Consider the following 19,041-nt stretch of genomic DNA (forward strand, 5'->3'; position numbering starts at 1 on the left):
GCACCCCGCGGCCTCGACGAACCACCGGAGTGACCATGCACCTCGACCACCAGCACGGCTTCCCCGAGCGGCACACCTACAGCGCCGCCGCCCCCGTGCGCGCCGACGGGACCCGGCGCGCCCTGCGCATCGGCCTGGGCGGCCCGGTCGGCACCGGCAAGACCGCCACCGTCGCCGCGCTGTGCCGGGAGCTGCGCGACGAGCTGTCCATCGCCGTCGTCACCAACGACATCTACACCCGCGAGGACGCCGAGTTCCTGCTGCGGGAGGCGGTGCTGCCGGCCGAGCGGATCAGGGCGGTGGAGACCGGGGCCTGCCCGCACACCGCGATCCGCGACGACATCTCCGCCAACCTGGAGGCGGTCGAGGACCTGGAGGCCGAGCTTTCTCAGCAGGGCGCCGGCCCGCTCGACCTCGTCCTGGTCGAGTCCGGCGGCGACAACCTCACCGCGACCTTCTCCAAGGGCCTGGTCGACGCCCAGATCTTCGTCATCGACACCGCCGGCGGCGACGACATCCCGCGCAAGGGCGGCCCCGGCGTCACCACCGCCGACCTGCTGGTCGTCAACAAGACCGACCTCGCCCCCTACGTCGGCGTCGACCTCGACGGCATGGCCCGCGACGCCAAGGCCCAGCGCGGCGACCTCCCCGTCGCCTTCACCACCCTGAAGCAGCCCGGCGGCGTCGAGCCGGTGGCCACGTGGGTCCGGGCGCGGCTGGCGGACTGGACCGCGGCCCAGGCATGACCCGCACCCTGCCCCGCCCCAGCGCACCGCAGGCCGCCGCCCTCCCGGCGGGTGGCCTGCGGGCCACCGCCCGCATCACCGCACGCGCCGACGCCCGCGGAGTCAGCCGGCTGCCCGTCCTGGACGGCGGCGGCCCGTTCGCGCTCCGCCGCGTCCAGTCGCACGCCGACCAGGCCCGGGTCTGCCTCATCGGGGCGATGAGCGCCCCGCTCGGCGGCGACCGGCTGCGCATCGAGGCCACCGCCGAGGCGAGCACCTCGCTGCGGATCACCGCGGCCGCCGCGACCGTCGCGCTGCCCGGCCGCACCGGCGACCTCGCCACCTACGACGTCCGTCTGACGGTCGGCGACGGCGCCCTGCTGGAGTGGCTCCCGGAGCCGCTGATCTCCGCCGAGGGCAGCGACCTGCGGATGACCACCACCATCGAACTCGCCCCCACCGCCCGGCTGGTGTTCCGCGAGGAACAGGTCCTGGGCCGCACCGGCGAGCACACCGGTGCCCTCCGCAGTCGCCTGACGCTCCGTCAGGGAGGCCGTACGCTGCTCGACCAGGAGACCGCATACGGGCCCGGAGCGCCCGGCTGGGACACCACCGCGGTCCTCGGCGGCCACCGCGCAGTGGGCCAACTCCTCCTCGCGGGGCCGGAGTTCGACAACGAGCCGGCCGAGGTGCGACTGCTCGGCGGCACGGCCGGCGACGGCACGGGCCAGGGCGTGCTGGCCCCGCTCGCCGGACCCGCCGCGCTGGCCACCGCGGTCGCCCCGGACGGCCTGTCGCTGCGGCGGCTGCTGGACGCCGCAGCGGCCGGCTGAGGAGGCTCACACCTCCAGGTCGGCCTCCAGACGGGCGAGGCGGTGGCGTGCCAGCGCGAGGTTGGCGCGCTTGCGGTCCAGCACCAGGTACAGGAAGAGACCGCTGCCGTTCTTGCCCGTCACCGGCCGGATGATGTGGTACTGCGAGGTCAGGGTGATCAGCATGTCCTCGATGGCGCCCTGGAGTTCGAGCATCTCCATCGTGCGCAATTTGGCGCGCACCACGTCGGTGTTGCCGGCCGCCGCCACATTGAGGTCGAAGCTCTGGGGATCGCCCAGGGTGGCCAGCGCCATTCCGCTGGTGTAGTCGACCAGGGCGACACCTATCGCGCCCTCGATCGTCGACATCGCTTCGCCGAGCGCGGTTTCCATCTGTGCCATGAGGGGTCGGGCCTTTCCGTGGATGCGCCGAATTCGCCGAACTGACGGAATTCGCCGGATAATTGTGTTGGCGTTGTCGGATTCTTGGTCAGAGGGATTGCTCCCGGGCCGCCGGTCGCTCGACCGGGCGGCGGCCCGGTTGGCCGATCAGCCGGCCGGTCGGGCGTCGAGCAGCACCGCGATCCGGGCGGCGGACCGCCGGGCCTGGAGATGGAGCCGCCCGACATTGGTGTCCGGGCCCGCCACCGCGGTGAGCACGGCACGGTTCCCGGCCGCGTACGCCGCGATGTAGCCGCGGCTGCCGCGCGTCAGGGATTCCTCGAACCCGCCCTGCCCGGTGGCGTCGGTCAGGCGTTTGGCGACGCCGATCGCCGCGGCGGTGAGCGCGGCCAGTCCGTCGGGTTCGATATCCGGCAGATCGTGGGCGATCACCATGCCGTCCGCGCTCGCCACCATTCCACCGTGCAGATGCCGTATGTGATCGCGCAACGCGAGCAGTTCGTCCCGGATCCCGGACGCGATCGCCTCGGTCTCGCTCGTCATCGGTCTTTCGACGCTCCTTTTCCTGGCACGTATTCCGAACACGTGCCTCATGGCCGGGATTCGCAAGGGTTCACAGGTTCTCCTCCAGTGCGGTACGCAGACGGACGAGGAGGGCGACGTCCGGGTCGGTGGTTTCCAGGGCGCCCGGCTCCGGCAGATGCCACACCGGCGCACCCGCCGCGGCCTCCCGCGTGCGCCGATCGGGCGGGTACGCCCCGGGGCGCCGCCGCGGCAGCGCCGCCGGCGGAGGCAGCCGCACCCGCCCGGCCGCCGCCAGGCGCCGCACCTCCAGCAGCGTCGGGAACGCCGACTGGCCCAGCGCGTGGGCGAGTTCGCCGGGGGTGCGGACGCCGTCGGCGTGCGCCAGCAGCCACCGCTGGCGGCCGGTGAGCGGCGGGCGCCCCGGGTGCTCCGACGGCAGCGGGACGACCGGCGCGCCGTCCGCCGCCGCCCAGTCGCCCAGCCCGTCGAGCTGGGCCCGCAGTCGGGCCACCGCCGCCAGCAGCGACGCGGTGCCGACCGGGCGGATCACGCCCAGCCAGTGCGCGTCGCCCCGCGTGAAGGAGGTGGCCCCGGGCTGGGCCGGCAGCACGAAGCAGGCCGCGTCGAGCAGCGCGGTCAGCTGGCAGAGCTCCAGTTCGCCGCGGGTCAGCCAGCCCTGCTGGAGGAGGAACTGGCCGCCGCGGTGGCGCGCTCCCGCGCTGTGCTCGGCCCGCCGCCACCGCTCCGCGGGCAGCCGCCCGGCGGTGGCGAGCCGGGCGCCGACGCCGGGGGCCGCCGGGCACTCGACGCAGTAGACCGCGCCCTCGTGGAGGTAGACGCAGCCGGCCGGGCCGCGCAGGGCGCCCGTGGCGCGTTCGGCGGCGTACCGGTCGAGCGGGCCGGGCCGGCGGTCGCCGCCGGTGCCGCGGCCCGAAGGGGTGGGTGGCGTCCGATTCATGACGGGACGTCAGTCCGTCACCAGCTCCGCGGCGAGCTCCCGCAGCCGTAGTCGCGCGATGGCGAGATTGGCCTGCGACCGGTCCAGCCAGAGGTGGAGGCAGGTCCGGCTGTCGAAGGCGGTGGGCACCAGGCGGATCAGGTGGTAGCTGCCGCCCGCCGTGATGATGAGGTCCTCCAGTGGGTCCCCGGCGCCGCCCGTCGTGTCGAAGGTGGCGTTGCGGGTCACCGCCTGTACGACCTCGGCGGTGTCCGCGGCGGCCGCGTCGTGGTCGCCGTGCGGAGCCCGGCCGGCCGTCCCCAGGGTCAGGCCGCTGGTCCAGTCGGTCAGTCCGGCCCCCAGGACTCCGGGTATCCCCATCGCACGGGCCAACACCTGGTCGATACCGGGCACCTGACGACTCCCTCCGGCGGGCACGCTGCACGGCGCAGCACACGGGCACAACACGGAGGCTCTCCCACGTGGCGGTGCGTGGGAGAGCCTGCACGGAAGGTTACTTAAGCCGGTGCGACCGACACCGGCATATGCACGAGGCCGGGGTCAATTGACCTGTTCTCGCCCCTCCACGGCCCGTTGTCGGCGCTCTGTTGACCGCCGCCCGGCGCGCAACTCCGCGCTACTACGGCTTGGTAAAGAAATTGCGGCCGAACCTGTTCAAGTGCGGCCCCCACACGACAGGATCCCCCTGTACCGCTGTGATCATCGCCGCCACCGGCGGCGCACCAAACTGGGGGATCGACCACGTGAGACGAACAGTAGCGCTGGGCGCTGCCGGCACCTTGGTGACCGGTGCGCTGCTCGCCGGCGCGATAGCCACGCCCGCCACCGCCGGTGAGCGGCGTCCCGCCGGCACGGCCGAGGCCCGCGGTGTCGCGCTCGCCGCCGCCCGCGCCGCCAAGGCCGGCGTCAACTGGCAGGACTGCCCCGCCGACTGGGGGATGAAGGCCCCGATCCAGTGCGGCTTCGTCACCGTCCCGCTCGACTACGCCAAGCCCGACGGCCGCACCCTCAAGATCGCCGTCGACCGCGCCGTCGCCACCGGCGGCAAGCAGGAGCACCAGGGCGCCCTGCTCTACAACCCCGGCGGGCCCGGCGGTTCGGGCATGCGCTTCCCGGCCCGGGTCACCACCAAGAACCCGCTGTGGGCCAAGACCGCCCGGGCCTACGACTTCGTGGGCTTCGACCCCCGGGGCGTGGGTCACTCCGCGCCGATCTCCTGCCAGGACCCGCAGGAGTTCACCAAGGCCCCCAAGGCCGACCCGATGCCCTCCGGCGAGGCCGACAAGCGCGCCCAGCGCAAGCTCGCCCACGCGTACGCCCAGGGATGCCTGCAGCGCACCGGCCGCGCGATGCTGTCGCAGATGACCACGGCCAACACCGCCCGCGACATGGACGTCATCCGCGCCGCGCTCGGCCAGCCGAAGCTCAACTACCTCGGCGTCTCCTACGGCACCTACCTGGGCGCCGTCTACGCCACGCTCTTCCCGGACCACGTCCGCCGGATGCTGGTCGACAGCGTCACCAACCCCTCGCACAAGAAGGTCTGGTACCAGGCCAACCTCGACCAGGACACCGCCTTCGAGACCCGCTGGGGCGACTGGAAGAAGTGGGTCGCCAAGAACGACGCGACGTACCACATCGGCAACACCCCGGAGAAGGTCGAGGCCGCCTGGGAGAAGCTGCGCGCCACCGCCAAGGCGCACCCCGTCGGCGGTGTGGTCGGCCCCGCCGAACTCGTCGCCTTCTTCCAGAACGCGCCGTACTACGACAGCTCATGGGCCGAGGTCGCCCAGGTCTGGAGCGCGTACGTCGCCGGCGACAGCAAGCCGCTGGTCGACAAGGCCGGTCCGCACCCCGACAACAAGGTCGCCAACGCCCAGGCGGAGAACGGCAACGCGGTCTACACCGCCGTCGAGTGCACCGACGTCAAGTGGCCCACCGACTGGCGCACGTGGGACCGCGACAACACCCGCATCAACCGCCGGGCGCCGTTCATGACCTGGGCGAACGCCTGGATGAACCTGCCCTGCGCCAGCTGGCCGGTCAAGCAGCAGACCCCGGTCGAGGTCCAGACCGGCAAGGGCCTGCCGCCGGTGCTGATCGTGCAGAGCACCCGTGACGCGGCGACCCCGTACGGCGGCGCCGTCGAGCTGCACAAGCGGTTCGCGGGCTCCCGCCTGATCACCGAGCGGGACGCCGGTTCGCACGGCGTCACCGGCCTGGTCAACCCGTGCATCAACAACCGCGTCGACGCGTACTTCCTGACGGGCACCACGGACCCGAAGGACGTCGTCTGCGGGCCGCACGCCACGCCCGTCCCCGAGAAGCAGAAGGCCGCGGCCGCCGGCTGATCCACCAGCGGGGCGGTCGGGAGCAGACTCTCCCGACCGCCCCGGCTCTTTTCGGCGTCCCCGCTCAGCCCGCGATCGCCTCGACCCGCGGCTCCGCGATCGCCGTGTAGTCCTCGGTCGCCAGCTCCAGCGAACGGTCCAGCCGCGCCGCGTTGAAGTAGATCTCCGGGTGCGCCAGCAGCGCCGGATCCACGATCAGCTCCAGCTCCTCGTCGAAGGAGAACGGCAGGATCGTGCCACTGACCGAGCCCGCCAGCCGCTCCGCCACCTCCGGCGTCGCGAACCCCGCGTACGAGCCGCCCAACAGCGCCTTCACCGCCCCCAGATCCACCCGCCGGTCGCCCGGCACCACCGCCAGCACATGGCGCTTGCTCTTCTTGCCCAACTTCACCATCACCACGATGCACTTGGCGGCCTGCTCGACGGCGTTCCCGCGCAACGCGCTGACCGCCTCCGTGGCCCCCTCCTAGGCGTGCTCGTGGATCCGGTAGCGCGCCCCGCGCTCGTCCAGCAGGCCGATCAGCTTGGCGTAGGTCTCGTACTCGGTCTCGTGCTCGCTCACCGTTGTCCGCGCCCTCTCTTCGCACCGCGCGGCGCCGCACCACGCGGTGCCGCGCACTTCCGACTTCGCCGTCGGACCGGGAACACCGCCGTGAGCGCGGCCCCGTGGGGGAGTCCGCGCAGCCGGGCGCTCACCGGCGCCGCCCCCGTATCCGTACGATCACGAAGATCACCGTAGACGCCGGCCACCGCGCGCCGCGAACGGTTACCCGGCGCCCGGACCGGCGGACCGGCTGCCGCCGCCGTGCCCCCGCCGCCCGTGCGCCCGGGCCTCCGCCTGGGCCGCGGCCCTGGCCTCCGGGGCGTAGACGTCCACGTACTCCTGCCCGGAGAGCTTGAGGACGGCGTACATGATCTCGTCGGTGACGGCCCGCAGCGCGGTGCGCTCGTCCACCAGTCCCGCATACCGCGAGAAGTCCAGCGGCGCCCCGAAGCGCACCGTCACCCGCATCGCCCGCGGCAGCCGCCGCCCGGTCGGCTGCGCCTCGAACGTGCCGATCATCGCGCACGGCACCACCGGCACCCCCGCCTCCAGGGCCAGCGCCGCGACGCCCGTACGCCCCTTGTACAGCCGCCCGTCGTGCGAGCGGGTGCCCTCCGGATAGATCCCCAGCAGCCGCCCCTTGCGCAGCACCGACAGCCCCGAGGCCAGCGCCGCGTCGGACGCCCGGCCCCCCGAGCGGTCCACCGGGATCTGCCCGACCCCGCGGAAGAACGCCGCGGTCAGCCGCCCCTTGAGCCCGGCGCCGGTGAAGTACTCGGCCTTGGCCAGGAACGTCACCCGGCGCGGCACGATCGCCGGCATCACGAAGTGGTCCGCGAACGACAGGTGGTTCCCCGCGATGATCGCCGGGCCCTCCTCGGGCACATGCGCCAGCCCCTCCACCCGCGGCCGGAAGACCAGCCGCAGCAACGGACCGAGCAGGACGTACTTCAGCACCTGATACAGCACGGCGGCCCCCTATCCCGTCCCCGGACCGCCGGCGCGGCCGGATCGTGCCAGGTCACAGGGGACGACCAGGGGCGTCAGTGTAGGCGCGGAAGCCGCCGTCCGTAACCGTGCCGGACCGTTCCCGCCCCCACCGGGCCCGGGCGCCCGCGGGGCCGTACGGGCGACCGCCCGGCGTGCCCGCTTGTGCGCCGGCGCACGGGGGAGTGGCCTGGGGGCCGGGCGCCGTCCGCCGTCCAGGCACCCGGCCCCCGGGCCACCGCCCCGAGCGTTCCAGGAGACCCCGATGCCCGTGAGCCGCCGACGCCGAACCTCCCGTACCGCTCTGGCGGCGGGCGTGACCGTGGCGCTGTGCACCGCACTGGGCGCGGCATCGGCCCGCGCCGCCGAACCGGACCCGTCCGAGGGCCTGTTCCTGACCGTGTCCGGCGCCGGCGACACCTGGATCCGCGGGCTGCACCTCACCTGCCCGGACACCCGCGGCAGCCATCCGCACGGCGCCGCCGCCTGCCACCAACTGGCCTCCGCGCACGGCGACCCGAGGGCGCTGCGGGGCGATCCGCACGTCTGCACCCGGGAGTACGACCCGGTCACCGCCACCGCCTCCGGCAGCTGGCGGGGCAGGCCCGTCGACTGGCAGCGGGAGTACCCCAACGCGTGCGCGATGGACGCGGCCACCGGCGCCGTCTTCCGCTTCTGATCCCGCTTCCGACGCGGTCCCGGCCGATGGCGCCCGACGGTTCCCGCCCGACGGCTCAGATCCGCTGCGCCGTCACCACTCCCGCCGTCACCAGCGCCAGCACCACCCACAGGAACCACACCCAGCCGTTGGCGCCCAGCGCCACGGTGTAGGCGGTCGCCGCCACCAGTGCGCACACCGTGCACACGGCCATCGCCCTGGCAGATCCGGGCATACCCGCAACCTCCTCGCGGCGGCGGCCACCGGCACAACGCCGCGGGCCGCGGCCAGGGAACCATCGTCCCCGGCCGCGGCCCGCATCGCCAGACGACCGCTCACCGCCCCCGGGCGTTGAGCGAGGCCAGATAGGCGTTGTAGTCCGCCAGGTCCTTGTCGCCGTTGCGCTCCGCGGCCCGGTCGGAGCGCGCCGACTGCCGCTCCTCGGACTTGTACCACTGGTAGACGAGCGCGATCAGCACCACCACCGACGGGATCTCGCTGAACGCCCAGGCGATCCCGCCGGCCGCCTGCTGGTCGCCCAGCGCCTCGACGCCCAGCGAGGCCGGCGGGTTCAGGAAGGTGCCCACCATCGGCTCGGACGCCATCATCAGCGCGATCCCGAAGAACGCGTGGAACGGCATCCCGGCGAAGAGTTCCAGCATCCGCATCACGTACCCCGGCCGGTGCGGCCCCGGGTCCACGCCCATGATCGGCCAGAAGAAGACCAGACCCACCGCCAGGAAGTGCACCATCATCCCGATGTGCCCGGCCCGGGACTGCATCAGGAAGTCGAACAGCGGGGTGAAGTACAGCGCGTAGAGGCTCGCGATGAACAGCGGGATGGTGAACGCCGGGTGCGTGATGATCCGCATGTAGCGGCTGTGCAGCAGTGCCACCAGCAGCTCGCGCGGGCCCCTGCGGCCGCGCCCGGCGGCCGGCAGCGCGCGCAGCGCCAGCGTCACGGGCCCGCCGAGCAGCAGCAGGATCGGCGAAAGCATGCTGATGATCATGTGCTGGACCATGTGGACGCTGAACATCACCATGCCGTAGTCGTTCAGCTTGGTGCACATCGTCACCGCGACCGTCAGCACGCCCAGCACCCAGGCGACGGTCCGGCCCATCGGCCACGCGTCCCCGCGCCGCCGCAGCCGGACCACCGCCCAGCCGTACAGCAGCAGCGCCAGCAGACAGCCGACCAGGAAGAACGCATCACCGCCGAACGCGAGGCCCCGCCCCAGCGTGAACGGCGGCAGATCCATGTTCATGCCGTCCATGCCGTGCCCGCTGTGATGCATCCGCTCGCTCCTGATTCGTACCAATGCTCCGGCGACAAGCGTAGAGGCGCCCCCGGCCGGTGGAGCGGCCGGGGGCGCCTCCGACGGGGAAACCCCGCGGGCGGGCTATCGACGGATCACAGCACGCACTCGGCCTCGTCGTAGCGCTCGGCGGGCACCGTCTTCAGGCTCGCCACCGCCTCGGCGAGCGGCACCAGCGTGATGTCCGTGCCGCGCAGCGCGGTCATCATCCCGAACTCCCCGCGGTGCGCGGCCTCCACCGCGTGCCAGCCGAATCGGGTGGCCAGCACCCGGTCGTACGCGGTGGGCGTACCGCCGCGTTGGACGTGGCCGAGGATGACCGGGCGGGCCTCCTTGCCGAGCCGCCGCTCCAGCTCCACCGACAGCTGCCGGGCGACCCCGGCGAACCGCTCGTGCCCGTACACGTCGGTGCCGCCCTCGTCGAAGGCCATGGTGCCCTCGCGCGGCTTGGCGCCCTCGGCGACCACCACGATCGCGAACTTCTTGCCGGCCTCGAAGCGTTCGCCGACCCGCGCCGTCAGCTCCGCGATGTCGAACGGCCGCTCCGGCACCACGATCGCGTGCGCGCCGGCCGCCATCCCCGAGTGCAGCGCGATCCATCCGGTGTGCCGCCCCATCACCTCGACGATCATCACCCGCTGGTGCGACTCCGCGGTGGTCTTGAGCCGGTCCAGTGCCTCGGTCGCCACCCCCACCGCGGTGTCGAAGCCGAACGTCACGTCGGTGACGGCGATGTCGTTGTCGATGGTCTTCGGCACGCCGACGATCGGCAGCCCGGCGTCCGACAGCAGCCGGGCCGCCTTCAGCGTGCCCTCGCCGCCGATCGGGATGATCGCGTCGAGGCCCAGCTCGGCGACATGGCCGCGGGCGCGCTCGACGCCGTCCCGCAGATGGGCGGGCTGCACCCGCGAAGAACCGAGGATGGTGCCGCCGCGGGCCAGGATGCCGCCGACGGCGTCCAGGTCGAGCTTGCGGTAATCGCACTCCAGCAGGCCCTTCCAGCCGTCCACGAAGCCGATCACCTCGTCCCCGTGATCGGCGGTGGCGCGGTGGACGACGGACCGGATGACGGCGTTCAGACCGGGGCAGTCGCCGCCGGAGGTGAGGACACCAATACGCATTGCTCGTAGAAACCCATCGCAACTCAACCGGATGCCCGGACCCCGTCGTCCGGTTGGATGGCCCTCAGCCTACAAGCGCGCGGCGCCCCGGCACACGAGCGCCCGCAGTGCGGACACCTGCGCACGGGAAACGGCCGGATCCGGGCCGTGGGCCCCGATCCGGCCGTCTGCGCGCGGGCCGTCAGGCGCTCTGCGTCGCCGCCGCGATCCGCTCCTGGCGCAGCGCCTCGTACCACCGGTCGTCGGCCGGCGGCAGTGCGTTGACGTCCAGCGCCAGCTTGATCAGCATGTCCGCGATATGCGGGTTGCGGGCCATCACCGGGCCGTGCATGTACGTCCCGAAGACGGTCTCGTTCCACGCGCCCTCGTAGCCGTCGCCGACGCCGTTGCCGTTGCCGAAGCGGACCTTGGCGAACGGCCGGGCCCGCTGCCCCAGGTGCGTGACGCCCTGGTGGTTCTCGAAGCCGGTCAGCGGCGGCAGCCCCAGCTGCGAGTCGATGTCGGCCAGTACGTCGCCGACGCACCGCTCGCCCTCGCCCCGGGTGCTGACCACGTCGAGCAGCCCCAGGCCCTGCTGCCGCTCGCCGAGGTCGTTGATGAACTCGTGGCCCAGGATCTGGTAGCCGGCGCACACCGAGAAGACGATCGCGCCGTTGGAGACCGCGCGATCCAGGCCGCCGTCGCGGATCAGCCGCTCGGCCGCCAGCCGCTGCGGGCGGTCCTCGCCGCCGCCGATCAGGTAGATGTCCCCGGAGGTGGGGATCTGCTGGTCGGACCGGACGTCCAGGCGCTGGACGTCCAGGCCGCGCTGCCGCGCCCGCCGTTCCACCACCAGGACGTTGCCCTGGTCGCCGTAGGTGCTCAGCAGGTCCGGGTAGATCCACACCACGCGGAGGCTGTTGTCACTCATGCTCGCTCGTCCTTGTCCGTGTCGTCCGTGGACCGCAGTCAGTTGCCCACGCGGCGGCGCAGGTCCTGGAAGGCCGTGTAGTTGGCGATGACCTCGATCCGTCCGCCCGGCGCCAGCCGCACGGCCTCGTCGAGGGTCTCGCACACCTGGAAGTCGAGCCCGGCGACCTCCAGGCGCACCGCGAGGTCCAGCCGGCGGTCGCCCAGCACGAAGATCGGGTGCCCGGCCAGCCGGGTGTAGTCCACGTCCCACAGCCAGGACGTGTCGGTGCCGTCCGCACCGCGCGCGTTCACGGACATGATCACCGGGGTCGGCGGCCCGTCGATCAGCGAGAAGGTCTCCAGCCAGCCGGCCGGGTTCTTGGCCAGCAGCAGGCGCAGCTCGCGCTCCTGGAAGGAGACCACGTCGTAGCGCCCGGCCACCGCCTGCACCGAGTACATCCGCTCCAGGGCGACCTGCGGCGGCACCCCGAAGGCGGCCGCGACCGCGGCGGAGGTGGTGGCGTTGGCCTTGTTGGCGCGGCCCGGCAGCTGGAGCTTGATCGGCCACGCGCTGCCGTGCGGGTCCAGGACGTGGTCGCCGGAGAGCGCCCAGCTGGGCGTCGGCCGGCGGAAACCGCACTCGGCGCAGAACCAGTCGTCGCCCGGCCGCTGCATCACACCGCCGCACGAGGGGCAGGACCAGGCGTCGTCCTTCCACTCCTGGCCGGCGGCGACCCACACCACGTTGGCCGACGACGAGGCCGCCCAGACGATCAGCGGGTCGTCGGCGTTGGCGACGATCAGCGCCTTGGAGCCGGACAGGCCCTCCCGCCAGCGCTCGGCCAGCATCCGGGTCTCGGCGGCCCGGTCGAGCTGGTCCCGGGAGAGGTTCAACAGCGCTATGGCCCTGGGCGTGACGTCCCGGGCCACCGTGGCGAGGTACTTCTCGTCCACCTCGATGACGCCGAACTTGGCGTCCGAGCCGCCGGCCAACGCCGAGGTGATGCCCGCGGGCATGTTGGCACCCAGCGCGTTGGACACCACCGGGCCGCTGGCCCGCAGTGCCTCGGCGATCAGCCGGGTGGTGGTCGTCTTGCCGTTGGTGGCGGACACCAGGACCACGTCCAGGTGCCTGGCCAGCGAGGCCAGCAGGTCGGGGTCGAGCTTGAGCGCCACCCGGCCGCCGATCACCGATCCGCTGCCCCGGCCCGCCGCCCGCGACACCGCTGCCGCGGCCTTGCCGGCCGTCACCGCCAGCTTCGCCCGCGGCGACAGCGGCTCCGTGTTGCCTGCCATCGTCCTAGCTCCTCCTTGCATCCGGCGCACTCCTGCCCTGGCTGGGGCTGCCGTGAGATTGCGCCTCCTCCGCGGTCGCCGACCGGCCGGAGGCTTCGGTCGGGGATCAGCCTATCGAGATCCGGCGGCCGGCCCGAACTCCGCCACCTGTGTGACGCCCTCAGGAACGCCCGGCCCGTACCCTGGGCCCATGCGCCACCGCACCATCCCCGGCAGCTCCGGCCGCCCCCGCCCGCTGCGTCTGTACGGCGATCCGGTCCTCACCCGCCCCTGTGCGGAGGTCACCGCCTTCGACGGCGAACTGGCCGCGCTGGTCGAGGACATGTTCGCGACGATGTACGCCGCGAACGGCGTGGGCCTGGCCGCCAACCAGGTCGGCGTCCCGCTGCGGGTGTTCGTCTACGACTGCCCCGACGACGAGGAGCGCCGGCATCTGGGGCACCTGGTAAACCCCCGGCTCGTCGAGGCGGACGGGCCGGTGGTCCGCGGGCCCGAGGGCTGCCTCTCGCTGCCCGGTATCGAGGCGGGCACCCCGCGTCACGACCACGCCGTGGTGACCGGGTTCGACCTCACCGGCGCACCGGTGACGGTGGCCGGCACCGGGTTCTTCGCCCGCTGCCTCCAGCACGAGTGCGACCACCTCGGCGGCGGCCTCTACGTCGACCGCCTCACCGGCCTGCGCCGCCGCCGGGCGCTGCGCGCCGCGGCCCGGGCCCCGTGGGCGGCGGCGTCCGACGACCGGGCGGCGACCCCGGCCTGACGCCGCCCGCGCGGTTCCCGAGACCGTCGGGAACCGCGGCCGTCGGTTCAGAATCCGGGGCCGTCGGCGAGGTCCGTGACGGTGGCCAGCTGGCCCCACAGCAGATCGGTGAGATGGCGCACCAACTGCTCACGGGAGCAGGGGCGTTCGCGCAACCACCAGTCGCCGGCCGCGTGCATCATGCCGACGATGCCGTGCCCCCACACCCGGGCCCGCTCCTCGCCGTCCGGCCCCAGGTCGAGCCGTTCGGAGATGACCTTGGCCAGTTCCTCGCCGAGCCGGCGCAGCAGGGGCGCGGAGTGCCGGCCGACGTCGAAGCCGGACTCCGAGGGGATGTCCTCGTCGGCGGGGTGCATCAGGAAGCGGTATACCTGCGGCCGGGCCTCGATGGCGACCAGATACGCGTCGAGGGTGGCCTCGACCCGCTCCCGGCGCAGGGCCTGGGCGTCCAGAGCGGCCCGGAGGTTGGCCAGCAGGGCGTCGGTGTGCCGGACGGCGAGGGCGCGGTAGAGGCCGCCCTTGTCGCCGAAGTGCCGGTAGAGGATCGGCTTGGTGATCCCGGCCTCGGCGGCGATCGCGTTCATCGACGCGCCTGGGCCGTCGCGCAACACGATGCGCTCGGCCGCCTCCAGCAGCTCCCGCCGTCTGCGTTCGGTCGCGGTCTGCTGCCGGTCGCCCCCGTCGGCGCCTGGCTGCTCCGTGCCGTTCTGTCCGGTGCTGTCGATGCTGTCCATGGTCGTGCTCCCCACCCTTGTGAATCCGTGGCGCTCGCGCAACGTAACACCCGGACTCGCCTGGTCCCGAACTCCGCGGCCAAATCGGCGTCCGGGAGGAGTTGACATCCATTACTGGCGAGTAACACACTTCGGTTACCGGAAGTAACGGCTGGCTGTACGCACCACTGGAGGGGACATGGCCGAGTTCACCATGGAACTCAACGACGAGCAGAAGGAAGTCCGTGACTGGATTCACGGCTTCGCCGCGGACGTCATGCGCCCTGCCGCCGCCGAGTGGGACGAGCGCGAGGAGACCCCCTGGCCGGTGATCCAGGAGGCCGCCAAGATCGGCCTGTACTCCCTCGACTTCTACGCCCAGCAGTTCTTCGACCCCACCGGCCTCGGCATCCCGATGGCCATGGAGGAGCTGTTCTGGGGCGACGCCGGCATCGCGCTGTCCATCGTGGGCACCGGCCTCGCCGCCGTCGGCGTCCTGGCCAACGGCACCGAGGAGCAGATCGGCACCTGGGTCCCGCAGATGTACGGCGACGCCACGGACGTCAAGGTCGCCGCCTTCTGCTCCTCCGAGCCGGACGCCGGCTCCGACGTCGCCTCGATGCGCACCCGCGCCGTCTACGACGAGGCCAAGGACGAGTGGGTGCTCAACGGCACCAAGACCTGGGCGACCAACGGCGGGATCGCCAACGTCCATGTGGTGGTCGCCGTGGTGGACCCTGAGCTGGGCTCCAAGGGGCACGCCTCCTTCATCGTCCCGCCGAACACCCCCGGCCTCTCCCAGGGCCAGAAGTTCAAGAAGCACGGCATCCGCGCCTCGCACACCGCCGAGGTCGTGCTGGAGAACGTCCGGGTCCCCGGCCACTGCCTGCTCGGCGGCAAGGACAAGCTCGACGAGCGACTGGCCCGCTCCCGCGAGCGCGCCAAGGGCGGCGAGCGTGTGAAGAACGCCGCGATGGCCACCTTCGAGGCGTCCCGCCCGGCCGTCGGCGCGATGGCGGTGGGCACCGCCCGCGCGGCGTACGAGGAGGCCCTGGAGTACGCCAAGACCCGCGAGCAGTTCGGCCGCCCGATCATCGACAATCAGGGCGTCGCCTTCCAACTCGCCGATATGCGCACCCAGATCGACGCCGCCCGCCTGCTGGTATGGCGCGCCTCCTGGATGGCGACCACGGGAAAGAAGTTCGAGCACGCCGAGGGCTCGATGTCGAAGCTCTTCGCCAGTGAGACGGCCAAGAAGGTCACTGCCCAGGCGATCCAGATATTCGGCGGCAACGGCTTCACCCGCGAGTACCCGGTCGAGCGCATGCACCGTGACGCCGCCATCTACACCATTTTTGAGGGCACCAGCGAGATCCAGCGGCTGGTCATCGCCCGGACGCTGTCGGGGATGCCGATCCGCTGACGGGGAATTCCCGCCGGACTGCTTAGCCGGCTCGCCACGGAGGGCGCCGCTCCTTATCGGACGGCGCCTTTCGTGCGGTTTCGTGCATGGTTTCCCGAGCCGTTTCGGGCATCGTTTCCCGCCCCATTTCGCGAACGGCGGAGGGCCGATATCCAGGTGGCGGAATCCCGGCGTCGCCGGAGGGCGGCCGGGCACCTTACGTGGGGTCGCGTCGGGCCGCCACCGGTAGCACCCGGTCAAACCGCCGAGCGGGTGAAACATGGCGTGATGGCCGGGGATTGGTGGCATGAATTTCCACGTCCTAGCGACCCCGACGATATTTCGGAGCACAGCATGCGTATGCGCACCGCGCTCACCGCCGCCGCACTTGTGTGTTCGGCCGCTTTCCTCGGTTCCGCCGGCACCGCCGTCGCCGACGATGAATGGGGCGGCGTGATGAACGCGTCCACCATGAACTTCCAGGACGTCAACAACGACAATGCCGGCTATCGCTGGGCTTTCGGTGACGACGGCTCGGACCACGGTGAGCACCACGGCGACCAGGGCAAGGAAGGCAAGGAAGGCAAGGGGGGCAAGGAAGCCAAGGGCGGCGGCAAGGAAGGAAAGGGCCAGGGCCACTCGGAGAACAGTCCGGAGCAGGTCCAGTAAAACCCTCCGGATCCCGCCCCTCCTTCGGCCCGCACGCCGAAGGAGGGGCGGGGTGTTTCCGTCGTCCGGGTACCGCCGCGAATAACGACTCGGCGGCACGGAAGCCAGATCTGAATTCGGGGGAGGTGCCGGCGCGCGGCCGGCGGCCGGGGTTTCCGCGGTGTCCCGCCAGAAAGGCCGGAATTCGGCCGACGGGTCTGTCGCGTCGGCCCGGGGGCGCGTCGCGGTGGGGGAACAGTGGCCGGAGAGCGGGGCCGGGCGGGTGCCCCGGCCCGTGCTCCGGCGTGTGCTCAGTCCCGGCCGTCGCGCGGGGCGAAGTGCAGCAGCCGGTCGGCTTCCCGCTGGGTCTCCTGCGCGACGCGGCGGCTCTCGGCGACCACATCGCCGTGTTTCGAGACCAGGCTCTCGTAGATCGGTGAACCGCTCGCCGGGGCGGGTGCGGGGGCTGGGACGGGGGCGGGCATCGGTCACTCCTGAAAATCGGTTAGGCAACGGCGGCAGCCGGGTACGGCGCGCGCCGGCGCCCGACTACCCAACCACGTCGAGCGCATCCCTCGCCTCGTATGTGATCAGTTCCACGTCCGATCGGTGAGACGGCGATGCCTGAAGGGCGGTCACGGCTCCCGGGGTATCGGGGCGTTCGCCAGCGTTTTTCGCGTTACGCCGGATCTGTGCCCGCCTGAAGCTGACGCAGCGTCAATTGCCGGGCAGGGGGCGGGTGTCGGCGTGGATGCGCCGGTGCGCCTGCCGCCGGGCCCCCGCCGCGGATGTCGGACCCCCTCTCTCGGGTCGCCGTTCGCCCGGTTCGATGCGTCGCGTGCCGGGCGGTCTTCGGGCGTGCGGTTTCCGTGCCTCCGCGGCCCCGTCTCATGGCGGGCTCGCGTCGAGGGCGCCCCTTGACGGGCCGGGGGACTCGCTCTACGTTCACTTCCATAAAGCAAAACATTGATTCCATGATGCGGAATTCAGCGCCGGCCGCTTAGGTCGGACATGCCCGTGACAGGTCGACGCAGGAGTACTCGATGCCTCGAATGACAGCCGCCCGCGCTGCGGTGGAGATCCTCAAGCGCGAGGGCGTGACCAACGCCTTCGGAGTGCCGGGCGCGGCGATCAACCCCTTCTACGCGGCGCTCAAGGCCGCGGGCGGGATCGACCACACGCTGGCGCGCCACGTCGAGGGCGCCTCGCACATGGCCGAGGGATACACCCGTACCCACCCGGGCAACATCGGCGTCTGCATCGGCACTTCCGGCCCGGCCGGCACCGACATGATCACCGGCCTCTACTCCGCGACCGGCGACTCCATCCCGATCCTCTGCATCACCGGCCAGGCCCCCACCGCGGTGATCCAGAAGGAGGACTTCCAGGCCGTCGACATCGCCGCGATCGCCAAGCCGGTCGCCAAGGCCGCGACCACGGTCATGGAGGCAGCCCAGGTCCCCGGCGTCTTCCAGCAGGCGTTCCACCTGATGCGCTCCGGCCGCCCCGGCCCGGTCCTGATCGACCTGCCGATCGACGTCCAGCTCACCGAGATCGACTTCGACCCGGAGACGTACGAGCCGCTGCCCGCCTTCAAGCCGGCCGCGACCCGCGCCCAGATCGAGAAGGCGATCGCGCTCCTCAACGAGTCCGAGCGCCCGCTGATCGTCGCCGGCGGCGGCATCATCAACGCCGACGCGGCCGACCTGCTGGTCGAGTTCGCCGAGCTGACCGGCACCCCGGTCGTCCCGACCCTGATGGGCTGGGGCATCGTCCCCGACGACCACGAGCTGAACGCCGGCATGGTCGGCCTCCAGACCTCGCACCGCTACGGCAACGCGAACTTCCTGGAGTCCGACTTCGTCCTCGGCATCGGCAACCGCTGGGCCAACCGGCACACCGGCAAGCTGGACCTGTACACCAAGGGTCGTAAGTTCGTCCACGTCGACATCGAGCCGACCCAGATCGGCAAGATCTTCGCCCCGGACTACGGCATCGCCTCGGACGCCAAGGCGGCCCTGGAGCTGTTCGTCGAGGTGGCCAAGGAACTCAAGGCCGCCGGCAAGCTGCCCGACCGCGGCGACTGGGCCGCCTCCACCCAGGAGCGCAAGGCCCAACTCCAGCGCCGTACGCACTTCGACGACATCCCGATGAAGCCGCAGCGCGTCTACGAGGAGATGAACAAGGCGTTCGGTCCGGAGACCCGCTACGTCACCACCATCGGCCTCTCCCAGATCGCCGGCGCGCAGATGCTGCACGTCTACCGGCCGCGCCACTGGATCAACTGCGGCCAGGCCGGCCCGCTCGGCTGGACCATCCCGGCCGCGCTCGGTGTCGCGAAGGCCGACCCGGAGACCCCGGTCGTCGCGCTCTCCGGCGACTACGACTTCCAGTTCATGATCGAGGAGTTGGCGGTCGGCGCCCAGCACAAGATCCCCTACGTCCACGTCCTGGTGAACAACGCGTACCTGGGCCTGATCCGCCAGGCGCAGCGCAACCTCGACATCAACTTCCAGGTCAACCTGGAGTTCGAGAACATCAACTCGCCGGAGCTGGGCGTCTACGGCGTCGACCACGTCAAGGTCGCCGAGGGCCTGGGCTGCAAGGCGATCCGGGTCACCGACCCGAACCAGCTGGGCGCCGCCTTCGAGGAGGCCAAGAAGCTGGCCGCCGAGCACCGCGTCCCGGTCGTCGTCGAGGCGATCCTGGAGCGGATCACCAACATCTCCATGGCCGCCGCGGAGATCGACAAGGTGAACGAGTGGGAGGAGCTCGCGACCGAGCCCGGTCACGCGCCCACCGCGATCAAGCCGCTCAAGGTCTGACGGGCGCAGCCGGATTCCGGACCCGTTCCGGGCCGATCCGGTCCGGATGCCGGGCATGGCTCGACCCCGTGCCCGGCGCCCCCAGCATCCCGTAAAGCAAGAAGAGA

General features: G+C 72.1%; 20 protein-coding genes and 1 pseudogene. 8 read left to right on the forward strand and 13 right to left on the reverse strand.

Annotated features, from left to right (window positions below; genetic code table 11):
* The first annotated feature begins 35 nt into the window (after positions 1-35).
* Together ureG and K2224_RS30130 are read left to right on the forward strand one after the other, a co-directional pair.
* Positions 36-746, forward strand: a complete 711-nt coding sequence (ureG, locus tag K2224_RS30125) for an urease accessory protein UreG (RefSeq protein WP_221910358.1) — start codon at positions 36-38, stop codon at positions 744-746.
* Positions 743-1,558, forward strand: a complete 816-nt coding sequence (locus tag K2224_RS30130) for an urease accessory protein UreD (protein ID WP_221910359.1) — start codon at positions 743-745, stop codon at positions 1,556-1,558. The genes ureG and K2224_RS30130 overlap by 4 nt, the downstream gene beginning before the upstream one ends.
* Positions 1,559-1,564: 6 nt before the next feature.
* Here the strand turns inward: K2224_RS30130 and K2224_RS30135 are convergent, their stop codons facing one another.
* The 4 genes from K2224_RS30135 to K2224_RS30150 form a co-directional block, all read right to left on the reverse strand.
* Complete coding sequence (locus tag K2224_RS30135) at positions 1,565-1,939, reverse strand: hypothetical protein (RefSeq protein WP_221910360.1); 375 nt, start codon at positions 1,937-1,939, stop codon at positions 1,565-1,567.
* Positions 1,940-2,086: 147 nt separating this feature from the next.
* Positions 2,087-2,482, reverse strand: coding sequence for a roadblock/LC7 domain-containing protein (locus tag K2224_RS30140; RefSeq protein WP_221910361.1), 396 nt, complete (start codon positions 2,480-2,482; stop codon positions 2,087-2,089).
* Positions 2,483-2,552: 70 nt separating this feature from the next.
* Complete coding sequence (locus tag K2224_RS30145; protein WP_221910362.1) at positions 2,553-3,422, reverse strand: hypothetical protein; 870 nt, start codon at positions 3,420-3,422, stop codon at positions 2,553-2,555.
* 9 nt (positions 3,423-3,431) lie between these two features.
* Entirely contained in the window at positions 3,432-3,815 is a 384-nt protein-coding gene (locus K2224_RS30150) for a hypothetical protein (RefSeq protein ID WP_221910363.1), read from the reverse strand.
* 350 nt (positions 3,816-4,165) lie between these two features.
* Between K2224_RS30150 and K2224_RS30155 the strand changes: the two genes are divergently transcribed.
* A complete protein-coding gene (locus K2224_RS30155) occupies positions 4,166-5,773 on the forward strand; it encodes an alpha/beta hydrolase (protein WP_221910364.1) in 1,608 nt (535 codons plus the stop codon).
* Between the two features lie 64 nt (positions 5,774-5,837).
* On the opposite strand, the pseudogene K2224_RS30160 reads toward K2224_RS30155, so the two are convergent.
* Positions 5,838-6,335, reverse strand: a pseudogene (locus K2224_RS30160) (YbaK/EbsC family protein).
* Positions 6,336-6,539: 204 nt separating this feature from the next.
* The gene (locus K2224_RS30165; protein ID WP_221910365.1) at positions 6,540-7,286 is read right to left on the reverse strand and encodes a 1-acyl-sn-glycerol-3-phosphate acyltransferase; all 747 of its coding nucleotides are present in this window, start codon (positions 7,284-7,286) and stop codon (positions 6,540-6,542) included.
* A gap of 283 nt (positions 7,287-7,569) precedes the next feature.
* On the opposite strand from K2224_RS30165, the gene K2224_RS30170 reads away from it, so the two are divergent.
* Positions 7,570-7,983 carry an SSI family serine proteinase inhibitor gene (locus K2224_RS30170; protein WP_221910366.1) on the forward strand — a complete coding sequence of 138 codons (414 nt, stop codon included), beginning with the start codon at positions 7,570-7,572 and terminating at the stop codon, positions 7,981-7,983.
* A gap of 55 nt (positions 7,984-8,038) precedes the next feature.
* Here the strand turns inward: K2224_RS30170 and K2224_RS30175 are convergent, their stop codons facing one another.
* The 5 genes from K2224_RS30175 to K2224_RS30195 all read right to left on the reverse strand — a co-directional run bounded on the left by K2224_RS30175 (position 8,039) and on the right by K2224_RS30195 (position 12,586).
* The gene (locus tag K2224_RS30175) at positions 8,039-8,197 is read right to left on the reverse strand and encodes a hypothetical protein (protein ID WP_221910367.1); all 159 of its coding nucleotides are present in this window, start codon (positions 8,195-8,197) and stop codon (positions 8,039-8,041) included.
* Positions 8,198-8,297: 100 nt separating this feature from the next.
* Positions 8,298-9,257: a cytochrome c oxidase assembly protein gene (locus K2224_RS30180; protein WP_221910368.1), complete on the reverse strand. Its 960-nt coding sequence runs from the start codon at positions 9,255-9,257 to the stop codon at positions 8,298-8,300.
* 116 nt (positions 9,258-9,373) lie between these two features.
* Positions 9,374-10,399 carry a 6-phosphofructokinase gene (locus K2224_RS30185; protein WP_221910369.1) on the reverse strand — a complete coding sequence of 342 codons (1,026 nt, stop codon included), beginning with the start codon at positions 10,397-10,399 and terminating at the stop codon, positions 9,374-9,376.
* Between the two features lie 181 nt (positions 10,400-10,580).
* Positions 10,581-11,309: a type 1 glutamine amidotransferase gene (locus K2224_RS30190; RefSeq protein WP_221910370.1), complete on the reverse strand. Its 729-nt coding sequence runs from the start codon at positions 11,307-11,309 to the stop codon at positions 10,581-10,583.
* Positions 11,310-11,347: 38 nt separating this feature from the next.
* Positions 11,348-12,586 (reverse strand): MurT ligase domain-containing protein, encoded by a 1,239-nt coding sequence (locus K2224_RS30195; protein ID WP_221910371.1) that lies wholly within the window; start codon positions 12,584-12,586, stop codon positions 11,348-11,350.
* A gap of 190 nt (positions 12,587-12,776) precedes the next feature.
* Between K2224_RS30195 and def the strand changes: the two genes are divergently transcribed.
* Positions 12,777-13,346 carry a peptide deformylase gene (gene def / locus K2224_RS30200; protein WP_221910372.1) on the forward strand — a complete coding sequence of 190 codons (570 nt, stop codon included), beginning with the start codon at positions 12,777-12,779 and terminating at the stop codon, positions 13,344-13,346.
* Between the two features lie 47 nt (positions 13,347-13,393).
* Here def and K2224_RS30205 read toward each other — a convergent pair whose 3' ends face one another.
* Positions 13,394-14,080: a TetR family transcriptional regulator gene (locus K2224_RS30205; RefSeq protein ID WP_221910373.1), complete on the reverse strand. Its 687-nt coding sequence runs from the start codon at positions 14,078-14,080 to the stop codon at positions 13,394-13,396.
* A 178-nt stretch (positions 14,081-14,258) separates the two neighbouring features.
* On the opposite strand from K2224_RS30205, the gene K2224_RS30210 reads away from it, so the two are divergent.
* Positions 14,259-15,482, forward strand: a complete 1,224-nt coding sequence (locus tag K2224_RS30210; protein WP_221910374.1) for an acyl-CoA dehydrogenase family protein — start codon at positions 14,259-14,261, stop codon at positions 15,480-15,482.
* Positions 15,483-15,821: 339 nt separating this feature from the next.
* A complete protein-coding gene (locus K2224_RS30215) occupies positions 15,822-16,130 on the forward strand; it encodes a hypothetical protein (protein WP_221910375.1) in 309 nt (102 codons plus the stop codon).
* 290 nt (positions 16,131-16,420) lie between these two features.
* Here K2224_RS30215 and K2224_RS30220 read toward each other — a convergent pair whose 3' ends face one another.
* Positions 16,421-16,594, reverse strand: a complete 174-nt coding sequence (locus K2224_RS30220) for a hypothetical protein (protein ID WP_221910376.1) — start codon at positions 16,592-16,594, stop codon at positions 16,421-16,423.
* Between the two features lie 558 nt (positions 16,595-17,152).
* On the opposite strand from K2224_RS30220, the gene gcl reads away from it, so the two are divergent.
* Positions 17,153-18,934: a glyoxylate carboligase gene (gene gcl / locus K2224_RS30225; RefSeq protein WP_221910377.1), complete on the forward strand. Its 1,782-nt coding sequence runs from the start codon at positions 17,153-17,155 to the stop codon at positions 18,932-18,934.
* Positions 18,935-19,041: the final 107 nt, after the last annotated feature.

Source organism: Streptomyces sp. BHT-5-2, assembly GCF_019774615.1.
Classification (GTDB): Bacteria; Actinomycetota; Actinomycetes; order Streptomycetales; family Streptomycetaceae; genus Streptomyces.

Excerpts from the sequence above, each read along its gene's own strand:
- K2224_RS30140 (WP_221910361.1), bottom strand. The coding sequence starts at position 2,482 with ATGACGAGCGAGACCGAGGCGATCGCGTCCGGGATCCGGGACGAACTG.
- K2224_RS30190 (WP_221910370.1), bottom strand. The coding sequence starts at position 11,309 with ATGAGTGACAACAGCCTCCGCGTGGTGTGGATCTACCCGGACCTGCTG.
- K2224_RS30180 (WP_221910368.1), bottom strand. The coding sequence starts at position 9,257 with ATGCATCACAGCGGGCACGGCATGGACGGCATGAACATGGATCTGCCG.
- K2224_RS30205 (WP_221910373.1), bottom strand. The coding sequence starts at position 14,080 with ATGGACAGCATCGACAGCACCGGACAGAACGGCACGGAGCAGCCAGGC.
- def (WP_221910372.1), top strand. The coding sequence starts at position 12,777 with ATGCGCCACCGCACCATCCCCGGCAGCTCCGGCCGCCCCCGCCCGCTG.
- K2224_RS30215 (WP_221910375.1), top strand. The coding sequence starts at position 15,822 with ATGCGCACCGCGCTCACCGCCGCCGCACTTGTGTGTTCGGCCGCTTTC.
- K2224_RS30195 (WP_221910371.1), bottom strand. The coding sequence starts at position 12,586 with ATGGCAGGCAACACGGAGCCGCTGTCGCCGCGGGCGAAGCTGGCGGTG.
- K2224_RS30185 (WP_221910369.1), bottom strand. The coding sequence starts at position 10,399 with ATGCGTATTGGTGTCCTCACCTCCGGCGGCGACTGCCCCGGTCTGAAC.
- K2224_RS30175 (WP_221910367.1), bottom strand. The coding sequence starts at position 8,197 with ATGCCCGGATCTGCCAGGGCGATGGCCGTGTGCACGGTGTGCGCACTG.
- ureG (WP_221910358.1), top strand. The coding sequence starts at position 36 with ATGCACCTCGACCACCAGCACGGCTTCCCCGAGCGGCACACCTACAGC.
- K2224_RS30170 (WP_221910366.1), top strand. The coding sequence starts at position 7,570 with ATGCCCGTGAGCCGCCGACGCCGAACCTCCCGTACCGCTCTGGCGGCG.
- K2224_RS30145 (WP_221910362.1), bottom strand. The coding sequence starts at position 3,422 with ATGAATCGGACGCCACCCACCCCTTCGGGCCGCGGCACCGGCGGCGAC.
- gcl (WP_221910377.1), top strand. The coding sequence starts at position 17,153 with ATGCCTCGAATGACAGCCGCCCGCGCTGCGGTGGAGATCCTCAAGCGC.
- K2224_RS30220 (WP_221910376.1), bottom strand. The coding sequence starts at position 16,594 with ATGCCCGCCCCCGTCCCAGCCCCCGCACCCGCCCCGGCGAGCGGTTCA.
- K2224_RS30130 (WP_221910359.1), top strand. The coding sequence starts at position 743 with ATGACCCGCACCCTGCCCCGCCCCAGCGCACCGCAGGCCGCCGCCCTC.
- K2224_RS30210 (WP_221910374.1), top strand. The coding sequence starts at position 14,259 with ATGGCCGAGTTCACCATGGAACTCAACGACGAGCAGAAGGAAGTCCGT.
- K2224_RS30135 (WP_221910360.1), bottom strand. The coding sequence starts at position 1,939 with ATGGCACAGATGGAAACCGCGCTCGGCGAAGCGATGTCGACGATCGAG.